General features: G+C 35.6%; 18 protein-coding genes and 1 riboswitch. Of the genes, 8 read left to right on the forward strand and 10 right to left on the reverse strand.

The window, feature by feature from the left end; genetic code table 11:
- Positions 1 to 18 precede the first annotated feature (18 nt).
- Positions 19 to 1,353, forward strand: a complete 1,335-nt coding sequence (locus I5818_RS05265) for a 6-phospho-beta-glucosidase (protein ID WP_078110337.1) — start codon at positions 19 to 21, stop codon at positions 1,351 to 1,353.
- Between the two features lie 137 nt (positions 1,354 to 1,490).
- On the opposite strand, the gene I5818_RS05270 is transcribed toward I5818_RS05265, so the two are convergent.
- The 9 genes from I5818_RS05270 to I5818_RS05310 form a co-directional block, all read right to left on the reverse strand.
- Positions 1,491 to 2,267, reverse strand: coding sequence for a TatD family hydrolase (locus I5818_RS05270; protein WP_078110336.1), 777 nt, complete (start codon positions 2,265 to 2,267; stop codon positions 1,491 to 1,493).
- On the reverse strand, positions 2,260 to 3,000 hold the full coding sequence (locus I5818_RS05275; RefSeq protein ID WP_058003499.1) for an ABC transporter ATP-binding protein: 741 nt from the start codon (positions 2,998 to 3,000) through the stop codon (positions 2,260 to 2,262). The genes I5818_RS05270 and I5818_RS05275 overlap by 8 nt, the downstream gene beginning before the upstream one ends.
- Positions 2,993 to 3,766 (reverse strand): ABC transporter permease, encoded by a 774-nt coding sequence (locus I5818_RS05280; RefSeq protein ID WP_078110335.1) that lies wholly within the window; start codon positions 3,764 to 3,766, stop codon positions 2,993 to 2,995. The genes I5818_RS05275 and I5818_RS05280 overlap by 8 nt, the downstream gene beginning before the upstream one ends.
- The gene (locus tag I5818_RS05285; RefSeq protein WP_058003501.1) at positions 3,766 to 4,056 is read right to left on the reverse strand and encodes a thiamine-binding protein; all 291 of its coding nucleotides are present in this window, start codon (positions 4,054 to 4,056) and stop codon (positions 3,766 to 3,768) included. Before I5818_RS05285 ends, I5818_RS05280 begins: the two co-directional genes overlap by 1 nt.
- Positions 4,057 to 4,073: 17 nt before the next feature.
- Positions 4,074 to 5,066: an ABC transporter substrate-binding protein gene (locus I5818_RS05290; protein ID WP_071975117.1), complete on the reverse strand. Its 993-nt coding sequence runs from the start codon at positions 5,064 to 5,066 to the stop codon at positions 4,074 to 4,076.
- A gap of 115 nt (positions 5,067 to 5,181) precedes the next feature.
- Positions 5,182 to 5,291, reverse strand: a riboswitch (TPP riboswitch).
- A 56-nt stretch (positions 5,292 to 5,347) separates the two neighbouring features.
- Positions 5,348 to 6,184: an energy-coupling factor ABC transporter ATP-binding protein gene (locus tag I5818_RS05295; RefSeq protein ID WP_078110334.1), complete on the reverse strand. Its 837-nt coding sequence runs from the start codon at positions 6,182 to 6,184 to the stop codon at positions 5,348 to 5,350.
- Positions 6,181 to 7,038 carry an energy-coupling factor ABC transporter ATP-binding protein gene (locus I5818_RS05300; RefSeq protein ID WP_078110333.1) on the reverse strand — a complete coding sequence of 286 codons (858 nt, stop codon included), beginning with the start codon at positions 7,036 to 7,038 and terminating at the stop codon, positions 6,181 to 6,183. The genes I5818_RS05295 and I5818_RS05300 overlap by 4 nt, the downstream gene beginning before the upstream one ends.
- Positions 7,035 to 7,802, reverse strand: a complete 768-nt coding sequence (locus I5818_RS05305) for an energy-coupling factor transporter transmembrane component T family protein (protein WP_078110332.1) — start codon at positions 7,800 to 7,802, stop codon at positions 7,035 to 7,037. Before I5818_RS05305 ends, I5818_RS05300 begins: the two co-directional genes overlap by 4 nt.
- Before the next feature lie 84 nt (positions 7,803 to 7,886).
- Positions 7,887 to 8,486, reverse strand: a complete 600-nt coding sequence (locus tag I5818_RS05310) for an ECF transporter S component (protein WP_078110331.1) — start codon at positions 8,484 to 8,486, stop codon at positions 7,887 to 7,889.
- Between the two features lie 353 nt (positions 8,487 to 8,839).
- Between I5818_RS05310 and I5818_RS05315 the strand changes: the two genes are divergently transcribed.
- The 7 genes from I5818_RS05315 (at position 8,840) to I5818_RS05345 (ending at position 18,177) form a co-directional block, all read left to right on the forward strand.
- On the forward strand, positions 8,840 to 9,001 hold the full coding sequence (locus I5818_RS05315) for a hypothetical protein (RefSeq protein WP_169846916.1): 162 nt from the start codon (positions 8,840 to 8,842) through the stop codon (positions 8,999 to 9,001).
- A 71-nt stretch (positions 9,002 to 9,072) separates the two neighbouring features.
- The gene (locus tag I5818_RS05320; RefSeq protein WP_078110330.1) at positions 9,073 to 11,016 is read left to right on the forward strand and encodes a bifunctional metallophosphatase/5'-nucleotidase; all 1,944 of its coding nucleotides are present in this window, start codon (positions 9,073 to 9,075) and stop codon (positions 11,014 to 11,016) included.
- A 350-nt stretch (positions 11,017 to 11,366) separates the two neighbouring features.
- On the forward strand, positions 11,367 to 12,620 hold the full coding sequence (locus I5818_RS05325) for a DUF5068 domain-containing protein (RefSeq protein WP_078110329.1): 1,254 nt from the start codon (positions 11,367 to 11,369) through the stop codon (positions 12,618 to 12,620).
- 224 nt (positions 12,621 to 12,844) lie between these two features.
- The gene (locus tag I5818_RS05330; protein WP_078110328.1) at positions 12,845 to 13,570 is read left to right on the forward strand and encodes an SH3 domain-containing protein; all 726 of its coding nucleotides are present in this window, start codon (positions 12,845 to 12,847) and stop codon (positions 13,568 to 13,570) included.
- A 223-nt stretch (positions 13,571 to 13,793) separates the two neighbouring features.
- A complete protein-coding gene (locus tag I5818_RS05335) occupies positions 13,794 to 15,671 on the forward strand; it encodes an LTA synthase family protein (RefSeq protein ID WP_169846915.1) in 1,878 nt (625 codons plus the stop codon).
- Between the two features lie 142 nt (positions 15,672 to 15,813).
- On the forward strand, positions 15,814 to 15,981 hold the full coding sequence (locus I5818_RS05340; protein WP_078110326.1) for an aspartyl-phosphate phosphatase Spo0E family protein: 168 nt from the start codon (positions 15,814 to 15,816) through the stop codon (positions 15,979 to 15,981).
- 186 nt (positions 15,982 to 16,167) lie between these two features.
- Positions 16,168 to 18,177, forward strand: a complete 2,010-nt coding sequence (locus tag I5818_RS05345) for an S-layer homology domain-containing protein (protein WP_078110325.1) — start codon at positions 16,168 to 16,170, stop codon at positions 18,175 to 18,177.
- A 100-nt stretch (positions 18,178 to 18,277) separates the two neighbouring features.
- On the opposite strand, the gene I5818_RS05350 is transcribed toward I5818_RS05345, so the two are convergent.
- Complete coding sequence (locus I5818_RS05350; RefSeq protein ID WP_078110324.1) at positions 18,278 to 19,582, reverse strand: S-layer homology domain-containing protein; 1,305 nt, start codon at positions 19,580 to 19,582, stop codon at positions 18,278 to 18,280.
- Between the last annotated feature and the right edge of the window lie 620 nt (positions 19,583 to 20,202).

A 20,202-nucleotide genomic window follows, 5' to 3' on the forward strand; every position in this document is an offset into this window, starting at 1 on the left:
AAAGTTGAGGAGGATACCATGAAGGACGGAATAAAAATTGTTACGATAGGCGGAGGCTCCAGTTATACCCCAGAACTAATTGAAGGATTTATTAATCGCTATCACGAGCTTCCCGTTAAAGAACTTTGGCTCGTAGATATTGAAGAAGGAAAAGAAAAATTAGAGATTATTGGACAGCTAGCAAAGCGGATGATCGAAAAGGCAGGGGTACCCATAGAGGTCCATCTCACAATAGACCGAAGAGAAGCGTTAGTGGATGCGGACTTTGTTACGACACAATTTAGAGTGGGCTCATTGGATGCTCGTGCGAAAGATGAGCGAATTCCTTTAAAATATCATGTGATCGGTCAAGAAACGAATGGGCCAGGTGGATTATTTAAAGGTTTGCGCACAATACCTGTTATTTTGGAAATTTGCAAGGACATAGAGGAATTATGCCCTAATGCTTGGCTAGTGAATTTTACTAATCCAGCAGGGATGGTGACTGAGGCAGTATTACGTTATAGCAATATTAAAAAAGTGGTAGGATTATGTAATGTTCCGATTGGAATGCGCATGGGAATTGCCAAAGCATTAAAGGTGGAACCTAATCGAGTCCATGTAGATTTTGCGGGTCTTAATCATATGGTATTCGGCTTGAATGTATATTTAGATGGGGAAAGCATTCTTGATAAGGTCATTGAAAGCATGGCAGATCCAAAGAATGAAATGACTATGAAAAATATTGCCGGACTTACTTGGGAACCTGACTTTATACGAGGTCTTGGTGTAATTCCATGTGGCTATCACCGATACTATTATAAAACGAGTGAAATGCTCGCTGAAGAGCTTGAATCAGCAGAAAAACAAGGAACACGCGCAGAGGTCGTTCAAAAGCTAGAGAAAGAGTTATTTGAATTATATAAGAGTCCGGATTTGAACATAAAGCCACCTCAATTAGAAAAACGTGGGGGTGCCTATTACAGTGATGCTGCCTGCAGTCTAATCAACTCGATATATAATGATAAACGTGACATTCAGCCAGTTAATACGAGAAATAATGGTGCAATCGCTAGTATTCCCAATGACTCAGCAGTAGAAGTCAATTGTATTATTACAAAGGATGGCCCTAAACCAATCTCCGTAGGAGATTTACCTGTAGCAGTAAGAGGATTGGTCCAACAGATAAAATCATTTGAACGAGTGGCGGCAGAAGCAGCAGTAACAGGTAATTATGAGACGGCATTATTGGCAATGACAATTAATCCACTCGTACCATCTGATACTGTGGCAAAACAAATTTTGGATGAAATGCTGGAAGCGCATATAGAGCACCTACCGCAATTTTTCATGAAAAGCAGCCTTCTTAAATAAGGCTGCTTTCTGGGGATTCGCGGATATATCTGGATTTTCGCGGATATATACAAATAATCGCGGATAAATCGAATAATTCACAGATATATTATAAAACCCGCGGATAAATCGAATATTTCGCGGATATCCTCCATCTCCTATAAGGAGTAGAACCGTTTCGTGTTTTCATACAAAACAAGATAGACTTCTTCAATGTCCATCCGTTTTAGTTCTGCGATTTTCCGAATCGATTCATGAATCATTTTTGGATGAGTCATTTGTTCCTTGAACGGTCCTTCAAATGGCCATGGTCCATCTGTCTCAACCATTAGTTGTGACAATGGATACTGTTTTGCTAGCTGCTGAATTTCTACTTCATAAAGAATATCGGGTGTGATCGAAATAAAGTAACCATTGCTTATCATCCGTTCAGTTGTTTTTTGATCACCTTTGAACCAATGAAAATGGGCTTTATTATATGAATATTTTTCGAGTAATTCGCAAACGAGTGGCGCATCATCATAGACAGCATGTAGAACTATAGGTTTATCAAAAGCAACGGCTTGCTGAATAAATAACTGCAATATTTCAAGATACGGTTCAAGTGGAATATTCTTTTGCTCTTGTCTTAAATAATATGGCAAGCCAACTTCACCAACAGCAATCATTTCATTGATATATTTATCAATGAAATGTTGGAGATCAGCAATTTCACTATCCTTTGGTATAGCCTGCTCGGGATGAAAACCGAAGGCGGGTTTTATCCTCCCATCCAATTGTGCCAATGTTAAATTTTTATGAGCAGAAGATAAATGCTGTGAAACAGAAATAAGTGATTCTACTCCATACTTTTCCAGTTCCTTTACTATCCGCATACCATCTATATCCTCATACATATCCAAGTGGATATGGGCATCTATGATTGGCTTATTCATGAGAACCCCTCAATTCCTGATAGATCATTTTTTTCCATTGTAAAAATTCCTCTGTTAATAGCAAATCTTCTAGTCTAGGACGTTTAAAAGGGACAATGAATTCCTTCTGCACCGTAGCTGGTTTGCTGGAAAGAACAATAATTCGGTCAGATAGAAAGATTGCCTCTTCAATACTGTGTGTGACAAATAGTATGGAGCGTTTATACTCAGACCAAATCGATAGCAGCCATTTTTGCATTTCGAGTCGGGTAAATTCATCTAAAGCGGAAAATGGCTCGTCTAAACAGATGATGGATTGAGGACTAAGCATACTGCGAATAAAGGAAACACGTTGTTTCATCCCTCCTGATAATTCATGCGGATAGACATGTTCGTATCCTTTTAAGCCTGCACGTTCAATCATTTCTAATGCTTTTTCTTTATTGATTTTTCCTGCTATTTCTTGCCCTAGTAGAACATTTTGCAAAATTGTTCTCCACGGTAAGAGGGAAGGGGTTTGAGGGGTATAGCTGATGACCCCACGTTTCCCATTCACCTGTTGGCCTTCTATTAAAATAGAACCAGAATCAGGTAAGCTAATGCCCCCGATCATTTGGAAAAGAGTACTTTTGCCACTTCCAGATGGTCCTAAAATAGAAACAAATTCGCCTTCATTGATTGAAAAAGAAAGATCTTTTATTACTTGAAGATCACCAAATGATTTTGCTAGATTTTGTATGTCTAATTTACTCATGATGGTTTCCCTCTTCCTTTGGCTGCCATTTAACCACTTTTTTTTCGATAAGAACGATGAAGGCAAAAAATAGTAGTGCGAGAAAGATAATAATGAAAATTGCTACAAACACACGATCCGTACGGAACGAAGATGAAGCCAAGGTCATGTAAACACCAATTCCTTTATTAGCTCCAAGCCACTCAGAAATAACAGCACCCATGACACTATAGGTTGCAGAAATCTTCAATCCTGAAAAAATGGATGGCAGTGCATGTGGCCACTCTACTTTCCAGAATAATTGCCTCTTTGATGCACCTGCCATTTGCATGTAATGCTTTAACTCCTGACTTGTTTGCCTAAAGCCATCTAGCGCAGCAACCGCTATTGGGAAAAAGCAAACAAGTGTAATAACAATGATTTTGGGTAGCATCCCAAAGCCAAACCAAATGACTAGTAAAGGTGCTAAGACGATGATCGGAATATTTTGCGAAATAATTAATAACGGATAAAAAGCCTCTTTAAAAAATGAAACAAGATGCAAGCCAATGGCAATAAGAATACCAACACTGCTACCGATAATAAAACCTAAAATGGCTAATTGAATGGTTGATAGTAAATGATGAGAATACCCATCCCAACCAGTTACCCCTTCATGTAAAATTTGTGTTGGAGATGGAAGAAGCCATTCTGGTATAGCAAATATTTTTGTAATCGATTCCCAGATGATGAATAAAAGGATGATGACCAAAATTGGCCGCCATCCTTTCTGAAGTAACGCCTTCATTAGCGATATTTCTCCGTTAATTGATCCATTGAAGCCCCATTTGGTTGATAAAGAACCTTAATTTGTGAAATGACATTTGGACTGCCAAGCTCGATCATTCGTTGATTCATTTTTTCAACGATCGCAAATAGCTCAGTCAAATCTCCTTCCATTGTCGTCTCCAATGGATTTACTTGATATTTCACTCCTGAACGGTCAATAATTGAAATCGCTTCGTCTACGTAAGGTATCACATTTTCACCGTTTTTTGTCTTTGGGATTATTTGAATACTTAATAATGCATTTGCCATTCTTAATCACTCCTCTATTATTTTGGTAAATATTGATTTGTAAATGCTTTCTTGCTATCTAGTTTTTTATCTAATAGATGATTGTCATACATCCAGCTAGCATAGTTTTCCCAAATCTCTTGTTTTTGCTCACCCCAACGCGCGGCATCATCTTGATATTTTGGTGATAACCATTTTTGACTAGCTTTCACAAGTTTCGGATCTAAATCAGGAACGGCTTTTATTAATAGATCTGCAGCATCGTCTGGATGATCAATGGCATATGTATATCCTTTGGAAGCTGCAGCAAGAAAATGTTTAATCGTTTCTGGATCTTTTTCTATCATTTTCTCATTCGTCGTTAATACAGGTGTATAGTAATCTAGTTTGTTAGAGTAATCGGTTAAATAGACCATATTGATTTTCTCACCGCGAAGTTCCGCTTCGACCCCAGTCCATCCATAATAAATCCAGGCAAAATCAATATCTCTTTTTACAGCGGTAAAAAAGTCAGTTTCACCCATATTAATGATCTTCGTTTTTTCTACATCGGCATGCTCTTTTTTCATTAAAGAATCAAGGACTGCTTTTTCAACCGGTGCACCCCAGCCACCATACGTTTTATTTTCGAAATCCTTTGGTGAAGTAATATTTTTTTCCTTTGGAGAAGCAAAACCAGATGTATTATGTTGAATGATGGCAGCAATCGAAACAATCGGTACACCTTGTATACGTGCTTCTGTAATACTTTCTTGAGCACTTATGCCGAATTGTGCTTTTCCAGCAGCAACAAGCTGATCAGCACCAGCTTCTCCAGGCTGAATAATATCAACATCTAAGCCTTCATCCTTAAAATATCCTTTTTCCTTTGCCACATATAATCCTGTATGATTGGTATTTGGTGTCCAGTCTAAAACTACAGTCACATGCTTTAATCCCTTTTTCTTACTGCTTGCTGAATCATTGCTATTACTGCAAGCTGTTGTTAATAAAAGCAATGAGCTAACAATAATCATTAACCACTTTTTCACTTGAGTTCCTCCTTGTTAGATTGTACTAAGCTGTAAAGGATGGTAGCTGAGAGACTAGTCTTTCAAATAAAAAGCCCTAGGTTTTTAACCTAGGGCACATATAAACATACAAAATAAATATATTCAATATGTTCCCTCCGCTGGTCTCAACCAGATCAGGTTCAAAGAGTCAGTATCTTACGGATACAATCTCAACCAGCAACACTGGTCCCCCTACAACTTAAATAGTAGATATTCAATTTTCAATCTTTCAACGTTACTATGCCATACCTTTTTATTTTTTACAAGTGAAAAAGCGATTCAATAGAAATATTATTGTATCGTGCCTTACACTGTGCGATAAGTTCATCTTCATTTAAGAATGTTTCAGTAAAGCCAAGCTGTTTACCTAATTGAGTAATATATGGTTGTTCTAGATAAGCTATATTTAGTATTTCTTCGTTGGAAAAAACGGTTCGTGTATCGCCGTCTAAAAGGATTTTTCCTTGGTTAAAAATAATGGTCCGTTCAAATACTTCTGCAACAAAATCCATGTCATGCAAAATGCATAAGACAAGTTTTCCCTCATTAATTAGATGTCGTATAATTCTTTTAAGCTTTTCCTTTCCATCATGATCCTGTCCCATAGTCGGTTCATCAAAAATAATAATATCTGTTCGCATTGCAAGGACAGAGGCAATCGTCACCAATTTTCGTTGTGAAAGGCTCAAGTCATAAGGGTTTCGTTCTGCATGTTCACTGAGTCCTACCATTTCAAGTGCTTCTGTTGCATTTTGTTTGGCTTCTTTAACTGTTTGTCCTATATTTAATGGCCCAAACATCACTTCATCCATTACTCGATTTTTAAAAATTTGATCATTAGGATTTTGAAAGACTAACCCAATTGTTTTTGCTAATTTTGCAGCAGTCTGCTCTTTCGTGTTGATGCCATTAATTAAAATTTCACCTGAACTTGGAGTCAATAATCCTTTTAATAATTTGACAAGAGTGGTTTTACCTGCTCCATTCTGACCTATAAGAGCCGTGCTTTGATTTGAAATCTCGAGATTTATCCCATGGAAAATAGGAGATTCAAGTGAATAGGAGAAATGAAGATCTTTAATAATTAGTCGCATCATTTTTTCTCACCTCGTTCACTATTGATTGGACTGATTGTTAAGATCTCATTTAATGTCACAGGAAGTAAGCTATCCTCTTTATTAATATTTAAAGCCCGAGCAATTTTTGTGAAAATAGGAGGAGAGACCCCGTAATCTAATATATCTTTTTTTGAAAATATCTTTTGAGGGGTGTCAAAATCAATGAGCTTTCCCTCGTGTAATAGGAGGATTTTGTCCGAATACTGAGCTAGCTTCTCCATCTTATGTTCAGCCATAATGACTGTCATTCCTTCTTTAGTTAAGCTTTCAACTACCTTAAAGACTTCATCTGAACCTTGGGGATCTAGCTGTGATGTTGGTTCATCTAATATTAATATATCTGGTCGCATTGCGAGTACACTTGCAATCGCTACACGCTGCATTTGACCTCCGGAAAGGCTGAAGGGATTTTTTTCTTTTATATGTTCAATATCTAATAATTTTAAGCTCGCCTCAATGCGAGTACTCATTTCTTCGCGCTCTATTCCCATGTTTTCCAGCCCGAAGGCGATTTCATCAATTACCGTAAATTTTGAACCAGTAATTTGAGAAAATGGATTTTCAAAAACGAGTCCAACCTTCAATGAAAGATCACTAATTTCAGTTTTCATGACTTCTAAATTATCAATGAAAACCTGTCCACCATAGGCCCCTTTAAAAAAATGTGGGACGAGTCCTGTTAGCGCATAGCAAAGGGTGGATTTTCCGGAAGAATTTTTTCCAACAATCCCTATGAATTCCCCTTGCTTGATTTCGAATGAAATGTCATTAAGTGCAAGCTTCTCTGAGTGAGGATATCGATATTTCAAGTCGTTTACACGTATTTTATTCATATAGTTAACCTCCCAACAATGATTAGGATAAAGGCCAAAAATAAGGTGAATTTCAAGCTTTTACTATAGGGGTATTTCCTCGCTTTTTTAAAATGAGTTTTTTTTCCTTTTGCATTAAATCCACGGACTTCGAGGGCAATTGCACGCTCCTTTGTATCATTAAGTGAATTAAGAACGACAGGACCAATTAAAGGAAAAAAGGACTTTAAACGAACCAATATATGTCCTTCTGTTTCCATCCCCCGAGATCTTTGTGCATCTATGATCTTCCCCATTGTTGCACGCATTTGAGGAATAATTTGTAAGACAGACAAAAATACATAACCGATCTTCCGTGACATGCCTTTTTTTACTAGAGAATCAATTAATTCATCTGGTTCTGTAGTTAAAATGAGTAATCCAAAGGCGCAGAGCATATTAAATATTCGCAGGACCAAGAGACATGCATAGGAGATTCCTTCCTTGTAAATAGTAAATCCTCCAATTTCAACTAAAGGTGTAGAACGGTTAGGGTGAAATAAACCTTGCACGATAATGATCGAAAGAATTAAAAAGAAACTAACCCCTAGAATGGGTAAAATTTTTCGAAACACCTTTCCTATTAATAGTAAAAGGATACTGATAAAGGTTGTGATGATTGCAGCTCTAAGATCAGGGATAATATATGTGGCTGCAATTGATACGAAAACATATAAGAGCTTAGTCAATGGATCAATGTGATGAATGAGAGAATTCCTCTCAACATATAGTGTCATAGATTTCATAGTATCCCTCCAAAAATGCATGATAGAAGAGGCCATCTATTAAAGAGTAGACCCCTTAATAGATAGCCATATCCATTGTCAACTTTATAATGATTCAATCTTATTCTGATTGTTATAGATTGTTGTTAAATTTTGCGGAAGTCCTTTGAAAATAAGATAACTAATAATAACTGTTGCGATTTTATCTGGGACATCAACAACGATACTGTCAAAAAATGATGCAAGCCATTGAGGTAGATTATGAGCGATGGAGTAAGCATACAGTGCATCCCCCCATACATTTCCCGTTTGTCCGCCCCAAAATATCATATTTAACGGTGTGGAAATCGTTGCTGCGACCACCCCGACGATAATCCCAATCATAATCGCCTTCCCTATATTAGCAATCCACCCCTTGTATGCCATGATACCGACAATAAGACCGATAACTCCACTCGTTATGGCATAGACAAAGGAGATCGGATCTTGGGTAAAACCATAAATGATATTGTTAGCGATGCCAGAGATTGCTCCAATTATTGGGCCTGCAAGCATACTTGCCAGTACAGTGCCAATTGCATCTAACCATAATGGAAGTTTTAACAGGCCAGCGAATAATTTACCTAAATAGTTAATCCCTATAGCTGCTGGAATGAGAACTAGTGCAGCAGTTGAAAATTTTAAAGACCACATACTATTTTTCATGTTTCTTTCCCCCTTATAAATGTTTGAAAAAATAATCTACTAAAATAAGACGATTTAATTCTACTACACTTTTTAAGAAAATACGACAAGTGTCTTTACACCAGTAAATTTTTTTTTGTTAAGTGTATGATATTTCTGAATAGGAAAATGGTTTGATTAATAAAGAATATGCAAGAATGGATCTGGACATTCGATGATTGGTTTTGTTTATATTGTGTAAATTTTTTGTAAATCCTTCTTTAGATGGTTGCAAAAGTTAGGACAATTTGAAATATTATTTTTAAGAGAAATAGAGTAGATTAATAGACAAGAATTGATTCTATTTCTAAATTTTGATGGGAGGAAATAAATATATGGGTTATCGAAACAAATTTTTAATAGGATCGGTGACAGTTGCGATTGCAGCATCAAGTATTTCCCCGGCTTTTGCCGCAGAGAATAAATCAGCATTTGCTGATGAAAATCAATTTGGGGTATATAAAGACTTTATTCTAAAGGAGTCGAGCTTGGTTTAATCAAAGGGGCAAATAAGAATGGAAACACCTACTTTTATCCAAACCAACAATTAACCCGTGAGCATGCTGTCTTGATTTTAGGACGCAATCTAGGAGAAGTAGATACGACAGGAGTTCAACAATTCAAAGATGTCGATCAGCTTCCAAAGGATCATGAGTTAAGAGAGAATGCCCTAAAGGTTAGGAAAAATGGTATCTTCTCTGGATGGAAGGATAATCTTCAATATAAAGCAATATTAACACGTGAGGAAATGGCAAAGATATTAGTTCAAGCCTTCCAATTAAAACATGTGGAAGATTCTAATATAAAAGTAACCGATTTAAATAAAGCGGGAAAGGAATATCAAGAGGATATCACGATTCTCGCCGAAAATGGGATTACGGTAGAGAAGGTCTTCAATCCGAAAGCGAAAGTGACGCGTGGACAATTTATTACGGCACTTATTCGTGCAATAAATAGTGGAGATAAGAAAGAAGGAAATTTTGAGCTAACATTAATGCACACAAATGATACACATGCTCATTTAGATAATATTGCAAAACGAATTACAGCAATTAAAGAAGTTAGGTCACAAAGCAAAAATACATTATTACTAGATGCAGGTGATGTCTTCTCTGGAACGCTCTATTTTAATGAATACCTAGGACAGGCAGATTTAGAGTTTATGAACCTTATAGGCTATGATGTGATGACATTTGGCAATCATGAGTTTGATCAAGGAACAAAGCCTTTAGCCGAATTCGTAAAAAATGCAAAATTCCCGTTTGTTAGTGCCAATGCTGATTTCTCAAAAGATGTTAACTTAAAGGATCGATACCATAATGAGTTAGCTACTACTGCGAATGATGGGGAAATATACAATAGTATAATTAAAGAAATCAATGGGGAAAAAGTAGGGATATTTGGCTTAACAACAGCTGAAACAAAGGATATTTCAAGCCCTGGGGATGTAGAGTTTAAAGATTATATTGAAGAAGCAAAAAAAGCGGTTGAACAGCTCGAAAGCCAAGGAATTAATAAAATTATTGCTCTTACCCATATCGGCTTCGATGATGGCGGTGGTGACAATGACCTGACATTGGCAAAAGAAGTAGAAGGGATCGATGTCATTGTCGGTGGGCATTCACATACGAAACTAGCAGAACCGGTGAAGGATATAACGGGCTCTGAACCGACCATCATTGTTCAAGCTAATGAATATAGTAATTTCCTAGGAACTCTTGATGTAGAGTTTGATGAAAAAGGAAAGGTTATTGGATATGCTGGAAAGCTTCTAGACCTTAATGAAAAGAAGGATGATCAATATGTAATTAAGGATGATCCTGAGGCTGCTGAAATTTTAGCAACGAAATATAAGCCAGCAGTAGATGCAAAGAAGGAACTTGTAGTTGGAAAAACAAATGTTGAATTGGTAGGAGGAAATCCAGCTGCACGGACAATGGAAACGAATTTAGGCGATTTTATTGCTGAAGGAATTTTGGCAAAGGCCAAAAAGATCAATCCGGATACTATGATTGCTTTCCATAATGGAGGAAATGTTCGTGTTTCAGTGGACGCAGGTAATATAACAGTGGCAAAAATTCTTGAAATTCTCCCATTTGGAAACTCGTTAGGAATATTGAATCTATCAGGTGCTGAGATAAAAGCGGCTCTAGAGCATAGTGTGAAAGATGCGCCTAAACCATTCGGTGGCTTTTTACAAGTAGCTGGTTTAAAGTTCACATATGCCAGCAGTAAAAATGCAGGAGAAAGGGTTGTATCCATTGAGGTGAAGGACAAAAACGGGCAATTTGTCCCGTTAGATGAAAAACAAAACTATTATGTAGCTACTAATATTTTTACGGCTAAAGGTGGAGATGGCTTTACTGTATTTGAAAAAGCATCAGCTGAAGGACGCTTAAGTGAACCTGGCTTTGTAGATTGGGAAATCTTTAAGGAATACTTAGATTCTCAACCAAACAAAACGATTGAACCAAAGACAGATGGTAGGATAATCGATATTGCAAAGCCATAGAATGTTTATAGATTGATAGAAAGAAGGGGGCTTAGGGTTCCCCTTTTTTCTTTTTAAAGTGCTCTATATTTTTTTTAATAGGTAGAGTAAAAAGAATCTGATACATCGGATCATCTACCTTAAAATCAAATTCGGTAACAAAAGTTCCTTTTATTTACCTCTGATATATCAGCATTTACAATTGAATAATTATTATGATTGGTAGTGTTTTCACTTCATTCCTGCCAATATGATTACAAAAGTACTGGGTTGATTTTCCTAATTCTATAAATGATTCCTTTTTATTCTAGTAACTGCCTATTTTTTCCTCTATAATCAAAAATATTGATTTGATTATGGAGGTAAGCTGTATGGGGAAGAAAGTAATTTTATCACTGGCAATTATTTCATCCATGCTTTTATTTGCGGCATGTGGAAGCAGTGAAAAGGCTTCAAAGGAAAAAGAAACGAAGCCGAAAACTACGGAAATAAAAAGTGATATACAGAAGAAAGAGAAGGAAAGTGTAGATAAAGAAGAAGAGCCGAAAGACTCAGGAGAGATTTTAAACCCAGCAATTGCTGAGGAAACAGAAGGTAGTGTTGAAGTAGTATATACGAATAATCAACCAAATTTTAGCCATGAAATGGATGGCTTTAAGGTAAAGGTAGAAGAATATCAAATTGTTAAGGTAACAGATATGAATCCTGATGTAACAATTCCATTTAAAGATCAAACGGATGGATATGTCGTCACAGCAAAGGTAACCCTAGAAAACAATACAGGAAAACCAATGTATTATACAAATTTTCATAGAATTCAATTGACTGATCAATATGATTATGTTTCATCAAATTGGAAATCCTTTGTCCCAGAAGATCTACAAATTAATACGATTAAAAAGGAAAAGGATGAAGTATCTTTATTTGCAGCAGGTGAGAAAGTTACTGGTTTATTAAATTTCTTATTTACGAATGAACAATTTGAAACAATGAAAACAGTAAAACCTAAATATATTATCGAGGGCGGAGTTGCTGATAACGACCAATTTAAAGGAAGCTTCAGAGGGGATTCTCCCGCATATGATTTTATTTATAGTGGTGAGCAGAAGAAAGCAATTGCTACTCAGCCAAAATTTTATCAAGATCGTTTAACAATGGACAATATGGCGGATAAAAAGATGATTTTTGAAAAAACGGGTATTAATAAAACCTTGCAGCTTGGAGATGTAAAAGTGACTCTTGAAGGTGTTCAATATACGGATATTACGCCAACTGCAGCCAGCAAAGAACGTTTTAGAAATTTTAATGAAAGTGGTATCGTTGCATTAACCGTGAAATTAAATATAGATAATCAATCCAATCAACCAGTATCCATTTGGAATATTGGTTCGAAATTAAGAATTGATAAAAATCGTGCAACTGTTTTTTCTCAAGGGATGGTAGAGCCTAGTAACCCTAAAGAGATAAAAGCCGGTGAAAAAGGCGAGAAGCTTCATGTCTTCTTATTTAATAAAGATGAATTTGGTATATTTAAGAAATTTGATTTAGAATTTGGTCCTTTTTATGGGGAGGATGGAAAAGGTTTATTTAAGGATAAGACAGTAACATTTACTTTACCTCGATAAAAAACATCTATTGAAAATAGGCTTTGAGAATCATTGTTAAAAAGCAGCTAATCTTTGAAAAAACAGATTAGCTGCTTTTTTTATGAAAGGCACTTTTGTACTGGGGAAAATTTGTAAGTCATTCACATTTGAATTAGCCTATATTTTTTATATAGTAATCATTTATTTATTCCACGAATACAAATAAGTAATCACAATGTTAATTTTGTAAAGTGGAGGTAATAATGAAGATTTCAAGATTGTTTAAGTTGGTAATTTGTACTGTTTTAACCTTTCCATTGATTGGAATGCTCTTTTTTACAGGTGATCCAAAGGCAGCCTCACTTCAAGTTGGAACAGTTGATTTAGAAAGTGGAACATTAAATGTTAGGAGTGGACCAGGAATACAATATAAACGTATTGGTGCTCTGAAAAATGGGGCAACTGTTACCGTTTATTACCAAACTAAAAATGGCTGGTCCGAAATAAGGTATAACAAAAAGAAAAGCTATGTTTCTAGCCAGTACTTACGTGTACACTTACAAATGAATTCCTCTGTAGCAAAGGGAATTACCGATAAAGTTATTAAAGCACAAAGAAAAACGTGGAAAAAAAACTACACAAAAAAACAAATCTATGCCATGATGTCTCCACACTACACGACTTCATACATAGATAAGTATTTTAAGCAACAAATGAGAACAGCAGGGAAAGACAAAAATGGAAACCAGCTATATCATGTTATTGAAACAGAAATTTGGGGCTATTCTCTAGACACGTTTGACTGGAACCTAGAGTACCAACCGAAAAAACCAACCATCAAGTATTATAAAAAAAATGGGAAGGAATATCTTGAAGTATCCCAATTTATGGTCGATGAACTCAGTGGAAATCATACAAGTACACTGTATCTACTTAAGGAAAGCACAAAAGCAAACTGGAAGGTTTATAAGTACGAACGAAATTTTTAATGATTAGTGGGTGGCTCAATCCACCCCTCTTATAGCAAAAAAAGATATGTTATACTATTCTTTATCTAATATTTTTTTGCTTGAGGGGTGTGAAGAGTCATTGAAGTATTTGAAAAATATTTTGAAAGCGTTGTCCAATTTTTTCCTTCATTATATAGATTACATTTTGTTTCTATTTCTAATTACCTTTAAACTATTTTTATTTGCTCGCTTGACGGGGACTGTGTTTGTAAAACAAGGAACAGTTCAATATCTATCGACTTTTTTCGATTGGCTCCTACATTGGAATGAAGATAGCCTAGATCTACTTCGAAAAGGAATCGTCATGATCAGCTTAGGTGCAATACTGCTCCTATCATTCTGGATTCTCTTTTTGCCAAGAAGAGCGAGATTTTTATCTTTAGTCATACTCAATTTCTTGATTACTTTTATGATATTTGCTGATCTAATCTATTTCCGCTACTTTGAAGATTTGATATCAGCGAATGTACTGCTACAAATTGGACAAGTTGGTGCATTAGGGAATAGTATCTCTAATTTATTTTCAGGAATTGATTGGATATTTTTTATTGATATTCTTGTGCTTATTCCTATTACGATTTTTGTATTCAAAAAAGTAAAAAGAACAAAAGCATCGAAACAGAAACGAATTTCTAGAGCTGCTAGCGCAGTCGTTATATTTGCAGTTGGATACTTACTAGTCGCCTATCCGATGAAGGTTTTTATTGAAAAAGGTGGAGGCTATCTTTTTGAAAAAACCTTATCAAATATGAGAGTTTATGAAGTAACGGGTCTATTAGGCTTTCATGGGTTTGATCTTTATAAATTTGTGAATGAAAATGTCCTTCATAAAAATACAATTAGTGAAAAGGAAAAGAATCATATACAGGAATGGTTTACGGATCATCAAAAGGAAATTTCCCAAAAAACTCCCTATTATGGTATAGCAAAAGGGAAAAATGTAATAACGGTTCAAGTCGAAGCATTCCAAAACTTTTTCATTGATAAAAAGGTGAATGGCCAAGAAATTACGCCAAATCTAAATAAGTTGAAAAAAGAAAGCATGTATTTTAATCATTTTTATCATCAAACAGCTTCTGGGCGAACATCGGATGCAGAGTTTTTGAATAATACTTCTCTTTATCCTTTGTATACAGGGGCGGCCTATATTAACTATTCTGGTAATACTTTTACTGCTTTACCAGAGACCTTGAAAGACAATGGCTATGAGACAGCAGCATTTCATGCCTATAAGCCAAGCTTCTGGAATCGTTATCTAATGTATAAAACCATTGGAATTGATACTTTTTATAGTCTAGATACATTTAAGCAGGATGAAAAATTAGGATGGTCTATTTCAGATGAATCGATGCTTCGACAATCAGCTGAAAAAATGGTGAAATTAAAAAGTCCGTTTTACTCTTTCTTAATTACGTTATCTAGTCATCATCCATATAATTTACCGTCCAACTATCAAGAGTTAGATCTAAATGGATACCAAGATGGTACGTTTAAAAATTACTTACAGTCTGTCCACTATGTAGATAAAGCAATCGGGACATTTATTGAACAATTAAAGAAAGATGGATTATGGGATGAGTCAATTGTTATTTTCTATGGTGACCACGATAGTGGACTAATGAAAGCAGATAGTGAAATTGCTCAATTTGGCGGTGCAAAAGGTGAGGATCTTACCTTCAATCAAATGAAGGGAGAAGTTCCAATGTTTATACATTTACCTGGTAACGAAAAAGCTGGAGTTTATCAGCAGGTTGGCGGGCAAATTGATATTTCCCCAACAATTATGCATTTATTAGGTATATCACCGAAAGGAAAATATATGATGGGTACACCTCTGTTCCAAGAAGATAACAGATTAGTTGTCTTTAGAACGGGGGCATATACGACTAATCATGTTTATTATCAACCATCCCTTGATGGTAAATTTGAAAATGGGACATGCTTTGATACAAAGACGAAAAATAAAACAACTTTAGACGCATGCAAAAAGGATTATAAGGAAGCGACCGATCAATTAGAAATATCAGACGCAATATTAAAAGGAAATTTAATAAAATTATTCAAAAAAGATGGCAAATGATGCCATCTTTTTTGTTAGTGTAGAAAATTGTAATATCAAGAGAAGTATTGTCGAAACTATTTTAAATTATCGCAGGATTGTACATAATAATACAAAAGAACTATCTACTTTCTAAATCTAGAAGAAAATAGGTGAAATATGCATGATAGGTGAAAACACGTATTTCCAATTAAAAGAGAAGATAGAATCTTTGAGAAAGAAAATGATTGAACGTGGAATGAAAAAGGGGTTCCAAGATCAAGAGACCTTGTTTTTTAGTAAAGAGCTTGATAAATTGATTTATCATTATCAAATGAAAAGTATGAATTAACTATAGTGTTTGCTTATTGATGCAAAGTTCAAAAAAGGTGCTAGATGTTACCCATAAACTGGGTGACATCTAGCACCTTTTTCTCTTTTTCGCTATTTTTCGAGTTTCATATTGGTTTTACTAGTTTACAAGTTTATAATAGAATAGGGAACTTTTAACAACTATGTGAAAGGAGAGAAAATATTTGTGAAATCTCGGATTATAAAAATAGCATGTATGATGCAAGTCGGATTGCTTTTATTATGGGCATTTTCGACTGGTAGTCCACTAAAAGCCTCAGCAGCCACAGTAAATGAACAATTTAAAGTATCTTCTGGAGTTAATTATACAGATTTTCGAATATCTGAATCTACTAGAAAACAAGCCGTACGTGTCATGGAGGTAAATGTTAATGATCCATACACAAATGTCGAAGTTGGCGTATCTAGTATTATGAATAAACTCAAAAAGACAACGACACATGCATTAGAGCATCATTATGATGGGCATCTAGTTGTTGGCGCAATTAATGCATCCTTTTTTCATCTAGGAGCACCTATTAATCTAGTATCACAAAATAATAAATTGGTTCATGCAGGAACGATATCAAGTAGCAAAGACAAATACATAAATGAACCAATAGCATTTGGAATGAATAGTAATGGCAAAGGTCAAATTGATCATTATGACCTTAGTATGAATTATGTACATAATGGGAAAACATACAAGATTACTAGTACAAATAAAGAACGATCAACAAATAATACTATTTTATATACCCCATATTTCCCAAGTGAAACAACAAACACAAATGAATGGGGAACAGAGGTAGTTGTTACATTTCCTGAAGCACCTACACTTGAATTTGGTAGCCAAGTTACAGGTACAGTTGAACAAGTACGTAATGTAGGGGATAAAACAAAAACAATAATCCCGAAAAATGGTGTCGTTATTTCAGGGAATGGAAAAGGCTCAGACCAATTAAAAGATGTAATGGTGGGAGATAGTATTACCCTTTCGATCGATATTGATTCGAAATGGAAGGATTCCTCATTCATGGTTGCTAGTGGTCCAATGCTAGTAAAAGATGGACGAGTGTCCCTTTCGATGAATCCAAACAGTTCGGAAGCTGCAACTAGAGCGCCGAGAACTGCTGTCGCTATTAATAAAACAGGTGATAAAGTCTTTTTTGTAACTGTAGATGGACGCCAAAGCGGCTATAGTACAGGAATGAATTTAACAGAGTTTGCAAACTACCTAGTAAGTATGGGTGCTGATCGTGCATTAAATCTTGATGGTGGTGGATCGACAACAATGGCGGTTCGTTATCCTGGTACTGACACAGTGCGTCTTGCCAATAAACCGTCTGACGGGGTGGAAAGAACAGTATCAACGATATTAATGGCTGTTTCTACAGCTCCAAAAGGTGAAGTTCGCTCAATTACAGTGAAGAAGTCTAAAGAGGGAAAACTAAATGTTGGTGACTCTATTAAAATTCTACCGGGTACTGCTGTAGATACTTACTATAATCCTGTTAAACTTTCAGAGAGTGATTTATCTTTAGAAGATGTCAATAAATTAGGTTCTGTCTCTGGCAATACATTTACAGCTAAGAAGCCTGGAAAGGGTACGATTAAAGTTAAATACGGGAATGTTAGTACAACTGTAAATATTGAGATAGCTGATAATAGTACATCATCCTTTAAAGATGTTAGTAATTCCTTTTGGGGGAAAACAGAAATTGAAGAATTAGTGAAAAAGGGAATTATTACGGGGTATCCAGATGGGACATTTAAACCAAACAATACGATTAGTCGTGGCGAAACAGCTGTTATGCTGACAAGAACGTTAAAATTGGATACAAGCAATGTTAAGGATCCAGGATTTAAGGACGTTTCGAAATCAGATATGTATTACAAAGAAATAGCAGCAGCTGCAAATGCCGGTTTAATTAAAGGTCGTGAAAAGGACAAATTTGTATCAAATGGTAAATTATCGCGTGCCGAGATGGCAGTTCTAATTCAACGTGCATTTAAATTACCATATGAGAATAATAAATATTTTTCAGATGTTCCTAGTTCACATTATGCCTATCAATCAATCAATTCAATTGCAAAATTGAATATTACTGAAGGCTATCCAGATGGAACGTATCGACCAAATAACTCAATTACAAGAGCTGAGTTTAGTGTGTTTTTAACAAGAGCATTGAAATAAGAGACCGCATTAACTTTGATAACTGTATTGAAGTTAATCGTATAGAAAAAAGGGCTGAGAATGTCGAAGTTTTCTTTCGACATTTTCAGCCCTTTTATGTTTATTTTGTTCTAAAATCCGTATTCATCATCCTAGCAAGCATGGTTGAAAATTCTGCACGAGTAATTTTCTCATTAGGTTTAAATGATCCATCAGGATATCCCTGGGTAATTTGATTTGCTTGTAAAATCATAATATATTCATTTGCCCAGTGTTTATTTACATCATTAAAAGTATGCTGAAGTGAGCCTTTTAGGTGAAATGCTTCTACTAAAATTTTTGCCATTTCACCTCTCGTTAATGAATGAGTTGGATAGAAAAAGCCATTATTACCAGAGAAAATTCCTTTTTCAGTTAATTTTGCAATGGTAGTATAGCCATAGGTATTCTTATTTACATCCTTATAGTTTGGATCAGGTGCAATGGTGTCGTCAAATATAATGGATCGTTTGATTAATAAACCAGAATGTACACGCTGAATAAGATCGTTAGCACCAAATTTTCCATTATCATATCCTGCAATAATCCCTTTTTGTGCTAAATAGATGACTTCATCAGCTGCCCAACTTGGCACTGTATCCTTAAATGATATTGTTTGTCCATTATTTTTAAAGGATTTCCAAAAAGAATTTGCTATAACTAGATAGCCATCCTTATTAGGGTGGATATCTACAGGATTTGGTAGATAGTCTTTTGCGTGGACATTAAATTCCTCTGCCGTTGCCACATAGATTGCACCAAATTTTTCTGTTGCCTCCTGAATAGTTGTATTTAATAATTGTAATAATTGTAAAAGCTGTGTGGTCTGTTCTTTAGATAGATTTGGAAATGGGTTGTAGTATCCCATGACATATATTTTTGCATTGGAGTTTAGCTCACGAATTTGATTAATGATTTGAACGGTATTTGTTCCAACAGTTGTAATGGCTGCTTTTAATTTTTCAGGATCATATTGTAGAGTACCTTTAGAAAAATCGACTTTTATCTCTTTTAATAAATCATTTGCACCTGCATCAATCGTAATGATTTCAGCATCGGCAATCATCTTCTGGATATTTGCTTCTTTCCCAGATAAATCGGGTTTGCTTACATTATTTTGAATATCCTCTAGAACATTCGTTGTTGTATATCCTGGCACAGCGAATCTTTTATCAAAGCTTCCTAATAATTGAACTTCATCAAGTTGCTGGGCTAGAAAATCAGCGTAACCTTTATCTATTCCTTTATTAGGTGTTTGACCCGCGGCTAAGGAATCTCCTAAGGCAAGATAATCCAATTTTTGTTTTGAAGAAGCATAAGATGGGGAACAAAGCATACCTACCAAAAGCAATAAAGCAAATAAACTGCTACATATTCTTTTTCTCAAAAATATCTCCCCCTATATAATAGATTCGAATGTAATATTTCGCGACAAAAGTACTAAAGTCCTCTAATTTTTTTAAAATACAGAAATATATTTTTATAGTTTGTTGCTTTTGTCAAAGCCCAACTACATGTTTTACACCAAATAAATGATTCAGAGCGGTCTTATTGAAGTTTTCAGCTCTTTTCTCGTGGAATGAAAGGGACTACTAGCTATATGAATCGGTATTTTCTACCTTCAGGGGAATCAAACACGATCTTTGGTTCCCGTACAGAGTAGAATTCCATCTTCGGGGTAACCAATCGCTTCCTAAGGTTCCCGAACAAAGTTGAATTCCATCTTCGGGGTAACCAATGGCTCCCAAAGGTTCCCGAACAGAAGTAATTTCCTACTTCCGGGTAACCAATGATTCCTAAAGGTTCCCGAACAGAGTAGAATTCCATCTTCGGGGTAACCAATGGTTCCCAAAGGTTCCCGAACAGAGTAGAATTCCAGCTTCCCGGTAATCAATCCCTCTCATTAGTTCCCGTAACCCCACAATTCCCACCTTCCCGGTAATCATACGCATACTAAGTTAACGTTTTTTGATTCAAACTTTCCTCTTAAATAACAACAATGTTAAA

Source organism: Heyndrickxia oleronia (assembly GCF_017809215.1).
GTDB classification, from domain to species: domain Bacteria; phylum Bacillota; class Bacilli; order Bacillales; family Bacillaceae_C; genus Heyndrickxia; species Heyndrickxia oleronia.